The organism is Enhygromyxa salina (assembly GCF_002994635.1).
Taxonomy (GTDB): Bacteria; Myxococcota_A; Polyangia; order Nannocystales; family Nannocystaceae; genus Plesiocystis; species Plesiocystis salina_B.
The window spans coordinates 163,688-176,513 of the sequence record NZ_PVNL01000138.1 but is presented as its reverse complement, the minus strand read 5'-3'; the positions used below and the strand labels follow the sequence as shown (position 1 = coordinate 176,513).

11 protein-coding genes are annotated in these 12,826 nt (G+C 66.5%); 6 read left to right on the top strand and 5 right to left on the bottom strand.

The genetic code is table 11. The annotated features are described in order from the left end of the window. The first annotated feature begins 18 nt into the window (after window positions 1-18). Window positions 19-1,314 (top strand): P-loop NTPase fold protein, encoded by a 1,296-nt coding sequence (locus tag ENSA7_RS37695; RefSeq protein ID WP_106094264.1) that lies wholly within the window; start codon window positions 19-21, stop codon window positions 1,312-1,314. Continuing rightward, entirely contained in the window at window positions 1,307-2,986 is a 1,680-nt protein-coding gene (locus ENSA7_RS37690; protein ID WP_106094263.1) for a hypothetical protein, read from the top strand. Before ENSA7_RS37695 ends, ENSA7_RS37690 begins: the two co-directional genes overlap by 8 nt. Window positions 2,987-3,003: 17 nt before the next feature. Here the strand turns inward: ENSA7_RS37690 and ENSA7_RS37685 are convergent, their stop codons facing one another. From ENSA7_RS37685 to ENSA7_RS37675, 3 genes are read right to left on the bottom strand one after another with little or no spacing between them, the layout of a single operon-like run. Beyond that, window positions 3,004-3,993 (bottom strand): DUF4003 family protein, encoded by a 990-nt coding sequence (locus ENSA7_RS37685; RefSeq protein WP_106094262.1) that lies wholly within the window; start codon window positions 3,991-3,993, stop codon window positions 3,004-3,006. Between the two features lie 4 nt (window positions 3,994-3,997). Next, a complete protein-coding gene (locus ENSA7_RS37680; protein ID WP_146158600.1) occupies window positions 3,998-4,702 on the bottom strand; it encodes a hypothetical protein in 705 nt (234 codons plus the stop codon). A gap of 38 nt (window positions 4,703-4,740) precedes the next feature. After that, the gene (locus tag ENSA7_RS37675; protein ID WP_181234493.1) at window positions 4,741-6,258 is read right to left on the bottom strand and encodes a phospholipase D-like domain-containing protein; all 1,518 of its coding nucleotides are present in this window, start codon (window positions 6,256-6,258) and stop codon (window positions 4,741-4,743) included. Window positions 6,259-6,559: 301 nt separating this feature from the next. On the opposite strand from ENSA7_RS37675, the gene ENSA7_RS37670 reads away from it, so the two are divergent. The 3 genes from ENSA7_RS37670 to ENSA7_RS37660 are packed head-to-tail and all read left to right on the top strand — an operon-like array spanning window position 6,560 to window position 8,282. Then, the gene (locus ENSA7_RS37670) at window positions 6,560-7,003 is read left to right on the top strand and encodes an ATP-binding protein (protein WP_244924042.1); all 444 of its coding nucleotides are present in this window, start codon (window positions 6,560-6,562) and stop codon (window positions 7,001-7,003) included. Beyond that, window positions 6,982-7,434, top strand: a complete 453-nt coding sequence (locus ENSA7_RS37665; RefSeq protein WP_106094259.1) for an STAS domain-containing protein — start codon at window positions 6,982-6,984, stop codon at window positions 7,432-7,434. The genes ENSA7_RS37670 and ENSA7_RS37665 overlap by 22 nt, the downstream gene beginning before the upstream one ends. After that, window positions 7,431-8,282 carry a PAS domain-containing protein gene (locus ENSA7_RS37660; RefSeq protein WP_106094258.1) on the top strand — a complete coding sequence of 284 codons (852 nt, stop codon included), beginning with the start codon at window positions 7,431-7,433 and terminating at the stop codon, window positions 8,280-8,282. Before ENSA7_RS37665 ends, ENSA7_RS37660 begins: the two co-directional genes overlap by 4 nt. Window positions 8,283-8,375: 93 nt before the next feature. Here the strand turns inward: ENSA7_RS37660 and ENSA7_RS37655 are convergent, their stop codons facing one another. Next, window positions 8,376-10,043, bottom strand: a complete 1,668-nt coding sequence (locus ENSA7_RS37655) for a M14 family zinc carboxypeptidase (protein WP_181234492.1) — start codon at window positions 10,041-10,043, stop codon at window positions 8,376-8,378. A gap of 775 nt (window positions 10,044-10,818) precedes the next feature. On the opposite strand from ENSA7_RS37655, the gene ENSA7_RS37650 reads away from it, so the two are divergent. Next, a complete protein-coding gene (locus ENSA7_RS37650) occupies window positions 10,819-12,267 on the top strand; it encodes a right-handed parallel beta-helix repeat-containing protein (RefSeq protein ID WP_106094256.1) in 1,449 nt (482 codons plus the stop codon). Between the two features lie 16 nt (window positions 12,268-12,283). Here ENSA7_RS37650 and ENSA7_RS37645 read toward each other — a convergent pair whose 3' ends face one another. After that, on the bottom strand, window positions 12,284-12,787 hold the full coding sequence (locus ENSA7_RS37645; protein WP_106094255.1) for a SpoIIE family protein phosphatase: 504 nt from the start codon (window positions 12,785-12,787) through the stop codon (window positions 12,284-12,286). Between the last annotated feature and the right edge of the window lie 39 nt (window positions 12,788-12,826).

The window sequence follows — 12,826 nt, the reverse complement described above, 5'->3', positions numbered from 1 at the left end:
GCGAGTACGATCCGTCGGATGCATGAGGATCTCCTCCGTGAGTTTGTCGCGGCTTGCAAGCCCGAGGAGCCCGTCAGTCCCGAGGATCATCGGCACTTCGACTTCGACGCGCCCGAGCTCCGCCTCCGGGGGGCCCCCTGGCGTGAGCGTCTCGCCCAGGTCATTCGCCTGGCCTCGGAACCGACCGCCCAGCTCGTCACGGGTTTGCGCGGTAGCGGCAAGACGACGGAGCTACGTCAGCTTCAGCGCAAGCTGCAAGAGAGCGGCCGGCGAGTCGTCCTGGCCGACGCCGGCCAATGGTTGAGCGACGACCGCCCGCTCGAGACCGAGGATCTCATGCTGGCGCTCGTGCTCGCGCTCTATCCGGCGGGGCGACCCGACGACGCGGCGGAATGGGTCCGCGAGTACGCGAACAAGGCCTGGACCTTCCTCGCCTCGCAGGTCGAGCTCTCGGGCGACGTCGAGGGGGTGCGTGTTCAGCTGACCACGGACGAGACCGTGTTCGAGCGCGCGGCGAAGAAGCTGCGCGGGGCCGACGGGCTGCGTCGCGAAATTCACTCGCTGCTCGCTGACGCGGCCGAGGCCTCACGCCGAGACGGAGAAGAGCTCGTCGTTTTGCTCGACGGCGCCGAGAAGCGGGCCGTCGGGGATCTCCATGAGCGCGAGCGACGATCCGCGTTCCACAATCACTGGTTTGGTTCCTTCATCCTCAGCGGCCGTGATCTTCGCCCGCCGGTCCACGTCGTCTACACCGTGCCACCCTTCATGGTTCGTCGCGGCGCCGAGCTCGCGGCCAACTTTGGCTCCGAGCTGCACTTTCTCCCCATGGTCAGGGTCTACGATCGCGAGTCCAAGCTCGATCCCGTTGGTGTCGAGGCTTTGACGCGGGCGCTGTTCAAGCGCGTACCGGTTGAGCACTTCGCCGACGAGGCCACGCCGCGGTGGCTGGCCGCCCAAAGCGGCGGCTACTTTCGCGACCTCCTGCGCTTCGTCACCGAGATGGTCTACCAGGTCGGCGACGCGCCCCAGTTCACGCGCGTTCACGCCGAGGCGGCGGTCTCGCGCATCCAGCAGAGCTACCTCGAGGCGCTCGTGCGCGAGGACAAACAGGTGCTCGCCGAGGTCCACCCGAGCAAGTCGTTCCCCGATCAGGAGGCCGCGCAGCTGCGCATGGACTCGCTCCTGCAGGGGTTCAAGATGTTCCGCTACCACAACGGCAGCGCCTGGTACGACGCCCACCCCCTGTGTTGGGCCGAGCTGGGCTTCGCCGCCGATCTCCCGAGCTGGGAGCACCTCGAAGAGCTCCGTGGCTGAGGACCGCGCGGCTTGGCTCGCGGTCGGGCAAAACCGCGAGGAGTGGGGACGCTTGGTCCGGGCTTTGAGTCTCGAGGGGGGCTTCGCGCTGTTGCTCGTCGACGTGCCCGACGCGGGAACCGAAGAACGCGTCGTCGAGTTGCTTGCGGAGCGCGGGCCGTTGCTCGAGCTCGACGCCCGGTCAAAAGGCGAGATGGCACCGGTCAAGCAGCTCTCGCGCTGCGCGGGGGAGCTCGCCGTGATCCGCAGCGTCGAGGCGAGCCGCAGCGATCCAGAGGCGCTGGTTCGCTGTTTAGTACAGCTCAACGCGCGCCGCGATCAGCTCGTGGCGCGCGTTCATGTGCTCATGCTCCTCGTCCGCCGCGACGCGATGGCGGGCCTGCGGGATGTCGCGCCCGATCTCTACTCGATCCACCGAGCGCGGTTTCGCTTCTCCCGCCTCGTCGAGCCCCAACGGCCTCCCCTGTGGCTGCTGCGAGACGTCGAGGTGTCGCTGGTCTTGCTCGACGAGAGCCCGAGTCCGGGCGACCGCTCCTCGCTTCCGCTCCTTGGTGAGATGAGCTCGTGGATCGACGATTTCGATCGCTGGATGCAGGTGAGCACACCGCCTCCATCGCCTGTAGTGGTCGCTACTTTGTTCTCGCGGGCGGAGGCCGTGCCCTGGTCAGTCTGTCCTCGCCATGCTCTCGTCGATGCGATCGAGTCTCCTCGCCTCGAAGTCGCCGATGTGCTGACACGGGTCGCTGGCGGGCGCTCTGGAGCTGCGCGATTGGCAACGACTAGCTTGGCCTGGATGCACCTCCAGCGGTCCGAGATCGAGCAAGCACGGGCACATCTCGCAAGCATCCACGACACGGAGGACGCCTTCGAGCGCGATTCACCGCGGTCCTGGCACCGACGGACCCAGATGCTCGAGTACCAGTGCGACACGGCCGAAGGCCTCACCGGTCAAGTCACGAACACGCAGCTCGAGCAGGGCGCTGCTCGCGTACGTTGGTCGACGGCGGACGTACACAACGCCGCCATGGATCTGACTGCGGCGGCGCTGATGCACGAGCTTCGATCTGACACGATCGCACCCCAGCTCGTTCGCCAAGCGCTCGACACCCTGGAAGTTCGCGAGCGCAACCTCTGGCGCTTCGAGCCCACGCTGCGAACACTGCCTGCCGAGCTGCTCGAGGCTGCCATGCCTCAGCCGGAGCGCGAGCGTGCGCTCGATTGGCTAGAGGATCGGCGCGCACGCCCGGATCCCGAGTGGGAGCGGACCTGGGCGAAGCACTTGATGCTCGAGCGCGGTCTCGGCGACGCGGCGCGGCAGGAATTGCTGCTGACCTGGGGCCTCGAGCGACTCGAGCGGCTCAACGGGAGCTACGCTGTCTGGTGGCCGCTCGTCGACGTTCACGCCGAATTCGAAGACGCCGATGTGCTCGCCAGGCTCGCTCGATGTCCGCTGGGCGAGCACGGGCAATCCTGGTTTGGCGAGCGGTTCGCGGCTGCCCTGTGCGTTGCGGCAGACCTGATCCACCGCGAGGTCATCACTCTGACGGAGGCGGAGTCGGGCGAGCTCCGTGCCCGGGCGGCCGCGCGTGAGCATCTGCCCCCCCACGTCCGCGTCGGCTGGTGGGCCCTCGAACTCGCGCTCGGCCCCCGGGGGAGCTCAGAGGCGGAGTGACCCAAACTGATCGCGCTCTAGCCTCCGCCGTTCTCCAGCAAGATCGTGTACATGTCGAGCAACGCCTTGAAGTCCGCGATCGGCCCGAGCACGGGATCCCGCCCAACCAGCCGCACGAACGCCAGGTTGCTCGCAAACCCGAACGCGTGGTCGCCCTCGAACCACCTGATCTGGGCCCCCAGCTGCTGCGTGTAGTCGGCGACTGTCTCGACGATCGCGGCGACCGGACGCGACAAGAAGCACAACAGCGCGATCTCGTCATACTCGGCGGCCGAGATCTTTTGCCCAGCTTGCTCGAACGCGCTGACGAGCACCAAGAACCGCTCGCTCAGCGCGAGCGGTGTCAGCTGCTCCGAGGCCAACATCGCCAGCAGGTTGCTCGCGGTCTGCAGCGGGTCCCCGCGCCCACGGCCGCCAGCCCGCAGCGCCTCGTAGATCTCGTGGGCGTACTGGGCGAGCTGCGCTGGGGTCCCCGCCCGGGTCGTCAGCAGCGCGCAAGCCGGGAAGTCCTCGGGCCCCGTGAGCACCCAGTGGTGCCGCTTCATGGCCTCGTAGAGGTCGCGCATGCGCTCGACCTGGGCCCGCTCGATCGGCGCGCCGTCGCCGAGCGTGCGCATGGCCAAGATCGCAATGAATTCATAGACCGGCGCCCAGCGCATGCCGAGCTTGCGCATGATCGGACGCACGCGCGCGACCTCCTCCACCAGCGCCTCGGGGGTGTCGTCGTGGCGCAGCAAGGCCGCGGCGAACATCAGATGCAGCTGCGGCGCGAACCCGATCCGCCACGGGATCAGCTGCTGGAATTGCTTGGCGGTCTCGCGCAGCTCGGTCGCGATCTGCTCGGGCTCGCCGCGGACCAACACCAGCGAGGCGGCGGCGAGCCGCTGCGCGCTCCGATCCCCAAGCAAGCCGCGGCTGAGCTCGAGCGCGGCGTCGAGCGCGAAGAAGCGCGCGATCGGATCGCGCAGGTGCTCGGTCTGCTCGCCGTCATGTCCACGAAATGGCATCTGCTCACCGTCCCCAGTAATAGCCAAACCAGATGCCCAACAACAAGGTGTTGCTCATTGGCCGACCCTTGGCGGCGGGTGTGAACCCCCGCCAGCCGAGCTCGGGGCCAACGACCCAGCCGCCGGGTCGACGCGGTCGCGTGCGCTCGGCGTTCGGGAAGAACTCATAGCGGACGCTGCCCATGAACAGAGGCCCGCCCACGCCGCCGCGATCGTCGGTTCGATCATCGGTGATCAGCCCCGCGCCAAATCCAAACCCGCCGCGAAACGAGAACGGGTAGCGCGGCATCGGGTAGAAGCCGAGCTCGACCAGCAGCCCGCCCTTCATGAAGAAGGTGTGCTGGCCAAAGTAGAACCCGCCGCTGGCGTCGAGGCCGATCGTCATCCACGGGAACACGGCCTGGCCCAGGCGCAGAGACCCGCCGCCGCCCGGCAGCGCCATGCTGTGCTCGACGACCAGGTTGGGCGAGTAGGCCCAGCTCAGCGCGGGCCAGATCGTCATGCCAAAGTAGGTGCCGGAGATCCGCGGCGGCTGCTCCGGCGTGGCGTCGGTGGGGCCCGCTGTCGGAGGCGCTTCACTCGCAGCGAGCTCGGGCGCGCTCGGCCCTTCGACCGGCGTCTCGGGAGCCGACGCCGCCGCGAGTTCGGGACGCGCCAAGCTCAGCGCGAGCCAGGCGAACACCCAAGCCGCTCGAAGCGAGTGTCGCACGGCCCGAGCATGGTCCAGCAGCAACGGTGCTCGCAAGCTCAGCCCCGCGGCGGGTGTTGACAGGTGATCTTGTCCTTGGCGACGACCCAGTGAGGCGGCAGCTCCAGCATCGGCGGCGGGTTGGCGCTGCAGCCGGGGTCTTCGGCGTCGACCAGGTTGTCGTAGTCGTTGTCGAACCCGTCGGTGCACGAGGTCCCCGAGTCGCGCGACTCGGGATCGGGGTTGCGGGTCGCCCACTGCTCGGGGATCTCGGCCCACATCTGGTCGAAGAACTCGTGGTACTGGGTCGCCAGCGCGGGGCTCTTGATCAGCAGGGTGTTCTCGTCGTTGTCCCACTCGCCCGCCGAGGTCCAGTTCATCGAGCCGGCGATCACGTACTCGTCGTCGATCGCGGCCGACTTCATGTGCATCTTGCCGCCCCAGACGTCGACCTTGACGGCGATCCCGGCCTCGCGCAGCAGCTCGTGCTTGGTGTAGCCGTTGGTCGCCGCGGTCGCGTCGAGGATCACGCGGACCTCGACGCCGCGGCGGTGAGCGTCGAGCAGATCCTTGGTGATCGCCTTGTTGGTCAAGAAGAACACCGCGATGTCGATCCGCCTCTTGGCCCGCTTGAGCAGCGGGCGCACGCCGTTGGAGATCGCCTTGTCCTGCGGCGAGAACAGCACCTGGACCTCGGCGTCGCCAACGGTGGTGCGCAGCTCACCGCTCTCGGGCTTGCGCTGGTGGTACTTGCCGTCGGTCCACATGGTCTCGAACTCGCGCGTGTACCAGCTCGACACGGTGGGGGAGTCGAGCACCACGATCAGGTTGGCGTTGTAGCCCCCGGTGCCCGAGTCGCTGACGTTGGTCGAGCCGGTCCACAGGTAGCGACCGTCAACCACGAAGAACTTGTGGTGCATGATCTTGTTGAAGACCTTACCGGTGTCGCCGTCGTCTTCGCTGCCGCTGAACGGCTCGCGGCTGGCGTGGGTTGCGAGCAGGCAGCGATCGCCGAGATCGTAGGCCAGGCACTGCACGTAGCCGGCGAACCCGTCGGGCCGTCCGCAGGTTGGCTCGGCGTCGAACTTGTTGCCGCGGTCGCTCGCTTTTTGGTCGCGCTCGAGCCCTTGATCAACCTTACGATCATCACGCACCTGCCCTAGCGTCGCGGCCATGGTGTTGGTGCTGCTGTAGTAGTTGTCACCGTCGACGTCGCGGTCCACGACAGCCCGGACCCGCACCCCCCGCGCCTTCGCGGCCTTCAGCGCAGCGAGCAGCTCACTTTGGTTACGCATCCCGTAGACCGCGAAATCGATGCTGGTCTGCGCGCCCTCGATCAGCGCGAGCAACGAGGTGCACAGCTCGACCTCGCAGCGGTCGACTGGGGTCGCGCGGCCCGTGGGATTGTTGAGCAGCAGCCGGACGCTGCCGCTGGGGTCGCCGGTGCTCGGGGGCAGCGGGCGCGCGTGCGCTTGCCCGCCGTGCTCGGGGCTCGTGCTCGAACCTGGCGTGTCGCAACCTGACAGCACCGTAGCGACCACCACGGTCGCGGCAAACAGGAAGTGGGGACGCGGCATCGGGCCCATCGTATCGGTCTGGCTGCTGCGCGGCTGTGAAATCCGCGTGGCAGGACCGCGCGGGGGCAGATCTCGCGTCGTACGCACGCGCAGTGGTGACCGCTCGACCTCTATGTTGGACCGATCGAGCCGGGTGTCGAGCCGCCGATGAGCGGTAGCGATGACGCGCACCCGCAACACGCGGTGTCAGGCAGCGTGATTCACGCATGCCCACTTTGGTGGGTTTCGTCGATCAGGTCCGTGCAGGGTGACCCTCGAGTGCTCTACACTGTCACCGCTCGACTCTGTCGCAGCTCGCGAGATGACCCTGGCCGCCACCACAGACGAGGACGAGTTGGTGGTGGCGATCGCCAGCGAGTCCGATCTCAATCACGCGCGCATGGTTGCACGCGAGACCTGCAAGCTCGTCGCGATCCGCGGGTACCAAGCTCAGAAGGTCGTGACCACGGTCAGCGAGCTGGCCCGCAACATCGCACGCTACGCCAAGACCGGACGCGTCCGGTTCCGGGTCGACACGTCAGATGAAATGATCGTGGTGATCGCCGAGGACAACGGCCCCGGGATCTCCAACCTCGACGAGATCCTCGCCGGGCAGTACCGCAGCCGAACGGGCTTGGGGCGCGGGCTGCTGGGGTCGCGCGACCTCGCCGATGTCTTTGACATCCAGACCAGTCCAGCTGGTACGATCGTCAAGATCGCGTTCAGCTACAGTCAGCGAAAGCCATGGACGACATCAACTACGTGACGTGCATCCCGCTGTGGGATTGCCTGTTGGTTCCTCTCCACGGCGACGTCAGTGACACCCACGCTGACGAGCTGGTGACCGAGGTCCTCGAGCGGATCCAGCGTGACGAGTGCTTTGGTGTGCTCGTCGATCTCTCGGGGGTGTGGACCCTCGACAGTCACCTGTGCGCGACGCTGGCCCGGCTCTCGCTGGCCGCGAAGATGATGGGCGCGAAGACCGTGCTCTCGGGCATGAAGCCCGAGATCGCCATGACACTCGAGGCCATGGGGATCGAGCTGCGCGGGATCGAGACCGTGGCCACCCTCGAGGACGCGCTGGGCTCCATGGGCATCACGCGAGTCCGCCGGTCACGCCACGACGACGATGATCTGGTGATGCGAAGCCTGCTCGGCGACGGCCCCAGCGAAGGTGATTCTGGGGCCACGCGATGACCGAAGCGCAGGCGCTGCGGGCCGAGAACCAACGGCTCGCGGCCGCGCTCGTCGAGTCGGAGATCCGCAACAACCTGGTGCTCGAGGCCACCAACGACGGCGTCTGGGACTGGGATCTCACCACCGACAGGACATTCTTCTCGAGCCGTTGGAAGGCGATCCTTGGCTATGAGGATCACGAGGTCGAGCACAACAGCGAGGCCTTCTTCGAGCTGATTCACGAGCAAGACCGCCCCAGGGTCGAGGCCGCGCTGGCGAGCCACTTCGAGAGTCGGCAGCCCTATCTGGTCGAATTCAGGATGAGGACCAAAGGTGGCGGTTGGCGAGAGATCCAGGCCCGTGGTCAGGGCATGTGGAACGACGAGGGCAAGCCGATCCGCATGGCCGGGATCCACACCGACATCACCGAGCGGCGCATGCACGAGAGCGAGCGGCTGCGCAACGAGGAGCTGATCGAGATCCAGACCGAGACCATTCGGGCGCTCGGCGTGCCGATCTTGCAGGTCTGGAGGGGCATCTTGTGCCTGCCGATCATCGGTCAGGTCGACGACGAGCGGGCGAACGAGATGACCGCCGAGCTGCTCGATCGAGTCGCGGCCACGGCCACGCGCTTCGCCGTGTTGGATCTGACCGGCGCACAGTTTCGCAGCGAGACCGTGCAGTACCTGGCCCGCATGACCCGCGCGCTCCGGCTGATCGGCACCCAGGGCGTATTTTGTGGGATCAGCTCGAACACGGCGCGGATCCTCGTCGACATGCAGCTCGATCTCGGCGGGGTCCCCACCTACCGCGATCTCGGCGACGCGCTCCGGGCCTGCCTGCTACGCCTGCGCGAGACCCCCTCCTAGCCCCACGCGCTCGAACTTCCTGGCATCGCGAGCGCGAACGAGCTGGGTCACCGATCGCAACCCAACCCGCTCGCGCACGCCAGGCGCGAGCGCCTACTGAATGTCGAGGAACACCGCCGACGGTGCGCCCCAGTTGCCGGCCGCGTCCTGGCCCTCGACCATCAGCAGGTACCGGCCGACGGTCCAGCCGGTCGTGTCGATCGAGGTCGTCACGCCCTCGGAGGTCGCGTTGAACACCCCGTCGCTGGCCGTCATCGCGGTGGTCGTGGCGCCCGACCACGACGCCTGATTGATGGTGTAGCGAGCCGCGGCGATGTTCTGCGAGGCCTCGCTGCCCCAGCCGTTGCTGTCGTAGCGGGTGTCGTCGACGGTCGCGGTCAAGCTGACCACCGCACCCGCGGTGACCGGCGAGCTCGAGACCGCGACGCTCACCGCGTCAGGGCCTGCGGGGGTCTGATAGGGACGCCGCGCTGCCTTGAATGCCTCGCGCAGGGCCGCGATGTTGTCGGGCACGATCGTCGACTCGAAGCTCGCGCAGCTCTGGAAGAACGACGTGCCAACCTCGAAGGTGTAGGCCGCGATCCCGAGCGTGCCGTAGGCCCAATCGTCGGTCGTCCCGCTGGCCGCGTAGAGGCACACGGGCGCCTGACAGACCGGATAGCCGGTGTGGTAGCCAAACTTGCGCGCGAGCGTGCGCAGCTGCGTGAGGTTGGGGGCCCCCGCCGCGCTCCAGGACCACGGGAACAGCACCAATGGGCTGTATGAGTGCAGGCTGATCATGATGCCGGTCGTGTCAGACGGCGCCGCGTCGGCGTCGCCTGGGCCGCGCTGATCCGCGAAGATCGAGCTCATGTAGCTCTGCAGGCCCTGGGTCTCGGGCTCCGACGTCGAGGTCCGCCGATAGGTCAGGTTGCAGGCCTTGCTGCTGGTCCCAGCTCCCCCGAACTTGAACGAGGAGTTGCGGTTGAGATCGACCCCGTGCTGGCTGCTCGAGGTGGGTGGATTCGAGCAGTTGCCGCTGCTGGTGTTGCGATTCTTCCGCTGTGTATACCCCTGCTCCGCGATCTTCCGTCCGTCGGGGTTGGTGTGGGGCAGCACGTGGAGCTCGAAGTTGTCGAGCAGCCAGGTCGCGTCTGGATCGGTGCCGTAGCCCGTGATCATCTCTTCAGCGAAGCGAATCGCCAGCTCGGCGGTCGCATACTCGCGGGCGTGGATCGATCCCATCAAGAAGAAGCGCGGCTTGGGCCCCGCGATGTTCTCGTTGGTCACGACCATCCCCGCGAGATCGTAGCCGGCCGGGCCGCCCCCAGTGACCTTGTCCCACGAGTCACCCATGTCGACGAGCTCGACCAGATCGGTGTAATCCGAGGCCAAGGTCGCCATGTCGGTGGCCGTCTCCTCGACCGTGCGGTAGCAAGCGTAGCCCGAGATCGAGCGGAACCCGCTCAGCGCCTCGGCGAGCTGCTCGGTCGGGGTCTCTTGGATCTCCACCGCGAAGCCCTCATCGAGCAGGTGCTCGTACTCGGCGGGCTCGACCAACATCGCAACATAGCCCTGCTTGCGGTCGGCGTGTTCGAGTGCGTCGAATTCGCTGACCAACCAGTTGAGCTTCTCCTCGGTCTGGTATTCGACGTGGACCAGCAGGGTCACACCTGGCGGGCTGGGATCGAGCTGGTCAGGGTCGGCGTTGGCGGCTTCGTCAGGGCCCGCGTCGACGTTGACCGGCTCCTCGCCGATACAGCCGCCGAGCGCCAGGATCAAGCCCGGTAGCGCGAGCAGACGCGATTGGAGGCGTTGCTCGGTCGTGGGAGAAATGGATGATGAAAAGATGGTCTTGTATGCACGCATGTTATGTCACACTCTCAAAAGTGACAGGATTCAACGTGCGGATTATCGACAAAACTCTGTATCATGCAATGGGGAAGTGATGGTTTAAAACACACCATTCCCGTGTTCGGCCCACCTCAGAACCGGGAGTGGCCTATCGGACAGGTGGGCCGCGGCATGAGCCATGCACCGACGAGCCCAATTCATCGTCGACTCGTTGATACCCAACTCGGGCGCTGATCAGCGGACCGGGGCTGCCGGGTTGGCGTCGTCTCGATCGTCCAGACTGTCGTCGCAAGCCCCCGGGGTGCTCGACCTCAGTGACCCCGCTGATGCCCGGCACACCCTTCGGCCGGCGCGGGGCCGAGCGCAGGCCGAACAACTGGTGCCACGCGCGCATCGCTGGATTGAAAAGTGCAACATGCATCTATTACCTGCGCTCACGCGAGCGCAAAAATCTACGTTGACCCACTTTTTTTGTGCCCTGGCGACGATCGGGCGTCATGCTCGCGTAGACCAGGACACCATGAGAGACGCATCCGGTAGCTCTCGCCTGATCTGCAACCTCGGCTGTGACGGATACGGTCGAGTGTGAGATGGCGTCACGGGAAATCTCCAACAACTCACTCTCGGACCGCTCAGTATGTACAAGCAATACACTCTCGTCGTAGGCTTCGGCTTCACACTGGGTCTCGCAGCTTCAGCTTGCGTGACCACCCTGGAAAGCAACCCCTCGCACTGTCGCTACGCGCGAGGCGATCAGACCTGCGCCGAGCGCTATGGTGAAAAGCGGCCGTTTTGCACGAGCGCTGCTTGCGATGCCGAGTCGGAGGGGGTCTACGGTTGCGTGGCGGAGCGGCCTGCAGATGATTGCTACTATGCGTGTGGCGGTGACAGTGACGTCACGGTCGATGACTCGTGTGTGCTCGCAGGCGACGGCGACGGCGACGGCGAGCCGGCCGATGCCGGGGGCGACATGACCGACGGCGACGGCGACGACAATGGCGAGATGCCGTGTATGGGCCCCGCAGACTGCGACGATGGGGGGGCGCCGTTTTGTGACCTCGTCACCGGCGTGTGTGTTGGCTGCGACAGCACCGAGACCCCAGACAGCGCGTGTGCCGAGTTCAACCCGCAGCTCCCGGTGTGTCTGGCGGACGTGTGTGTGGCCTGCACGGCAGACAAGACCGACGCGTGTGTCGAGGGCACGCCGATCTGTGACTTGCAGAGCAACGCGTGTGTTGGGTGCAGCGATCACGATCAATGCCCCAGCAGCGCGTGTAACCTCGCGGTCGGCAGCTGCTTCGACCCCGCGGCGACGCTCCACGTCGACGGCGACGGCGACGAGTGCGATTCGGCCGACGGGTCCGAGACGAAGCCGTACTGTGAGCTCGGCGAAGCGCTGTCCTTTGCGGGGCCGGAGGCGTTGATTCTATTGCACGAACAAGACGAGCAGGCGATGTACTCGGAGGCCAATGAGATCACGACAACAGTCGCGCTGCTCGCGGCGGACGGCGAGAGCCCCATCCTCACGATGGACAGCGGGGAGGCGCCGCTGTCGGTCTCAGCATCGGGCGTCTTGTTCGTTCGCGGCGTCACGATCTCAGCCGTTTCGGGCGAGGGTTTGGGGCTCGACGTCACGGGCGGCCATGCGTGGGTGCAGCAATGCAAGATCGTGAACAATACAGATGGCGGCATTCGCGTGAATGACGGTGGGTCGTTGATACTCGAGAACAGCTTTGTAGGCGGCGACAAAGACGACGAGCGAGCGATCGAGGTCATCGATGGCGAGATATCGGTGGTCTACAGCACCCTCGCAGCGGGTAAGGACGGCGCTCGCGCGCTATCGTGCACGGACTCGAGCGACGTGGTCGTTCGCAACAGCATCCTCGTCTCGCTCAGCGACGATCCCGAGATCGATTGTGCCAACGCCGAGGTGATCGACTGTTTCACTGAGGCCAGCGCTGACATGTCATTCGAAAGTGGCTGGTTCACCGATTTCGGTAAGGGCGACTTTCACCTCAACCCTGATGCGTACCCATCCGAGATCATGACCGCCGCCAGCTGGCGAAGCGGAGACCCGACCACGGACATCGACGGCAACGACCGTCCAACCGCCGACGCCACGTCTGACTTCGCCGGGGCAGATCGCCCCTGATTGCCCCGATCTGACGCTAGTAAGCGACGTGCAGCACGGTCGCGTCGTCGCGCTCGAGTGAGTGCTTGGCGATCAACGTGTCACACAGCAGCTCGGGATCCAGCCCGACCATCGCGTGGAGCGGTGTTCCGCGCGCGATCCCATCGGTGAACAACAGCGCGCGGCCCGGCTCGCTCAGCTCGATCTCGCCGACGCGGGGTTGTGGCATCCGGGCGCCGAGCACTCCGTTGGTCGCCATGTAGGGGATCGGCGGCCCGGCCAGGGTGCGCAGCTCGACGTTGCCGACCCCGGCGAAGCTGAGCGCGGTGGCCTCGAAGCGCAGCAGCGCGGCCGCGGCCCCGCGCGAGCCGTGGAGCCGCTCGTGCAGCAGCGCGAACGCCCGCTCGACCGAGAACGCAGCGGTGAATTGCTCGGCAGCCTCGACGGCCAGCGCCGCGGCCTCGGCAGCCTTGGGCCCGTGACCCAGCGCGTCGACCAACATCACCCAGGTCACGCCAGCGATCTCGCGGACGAAGCCCACGTCGCCGCTGCACGACTCGCCGACGCGCGGCCGCCCACG

Coding starts and splice junctions, on each gene's coding strand:
- ENSA7_RS37695 (WP_106094264.1), top strand. CDS start 19: ATGCATGAGGATCTCCTCCGTGAGTTTGTCGCGGCTTGCAAGCCCGAG.
- ENSA7_RS37685 (WP_106094262.1), bottom strand. CDS start 3,993: ATGCCATTTCGTGGACATGACGGCGAGCAGACCGAGCACCTGCGCGAT.
- ENSA7_RS37675 (WP_181234493.1), bottom strand. CDS start 6,258: ATGCCGCGTCCCCACTTCCTGTTTGCCGCGACCGTGGTGGTCGCTACG.
- ENSA7_RS37670 (WP_244924042.1), top strand. CDS start 6,560: ATGACCCTGGCCGCCACCACAGACGAGGACGAGTTGGTGGTGGCGATC.
- ENSA7_RS37665 (WP_106094259.1), top strand. CDS start 6,982: ATGGACGACATCAACTACGTGACGTGCATCCCGCTGTGGGATTGCCTG.
- ENSA7_RS37660 (WP_106094258.1), top strand. CDS start 7,431: ATGACCGAAGCGCAGGCGCTGCGGGCCGAGAACCAACGGCTCGCGGCC.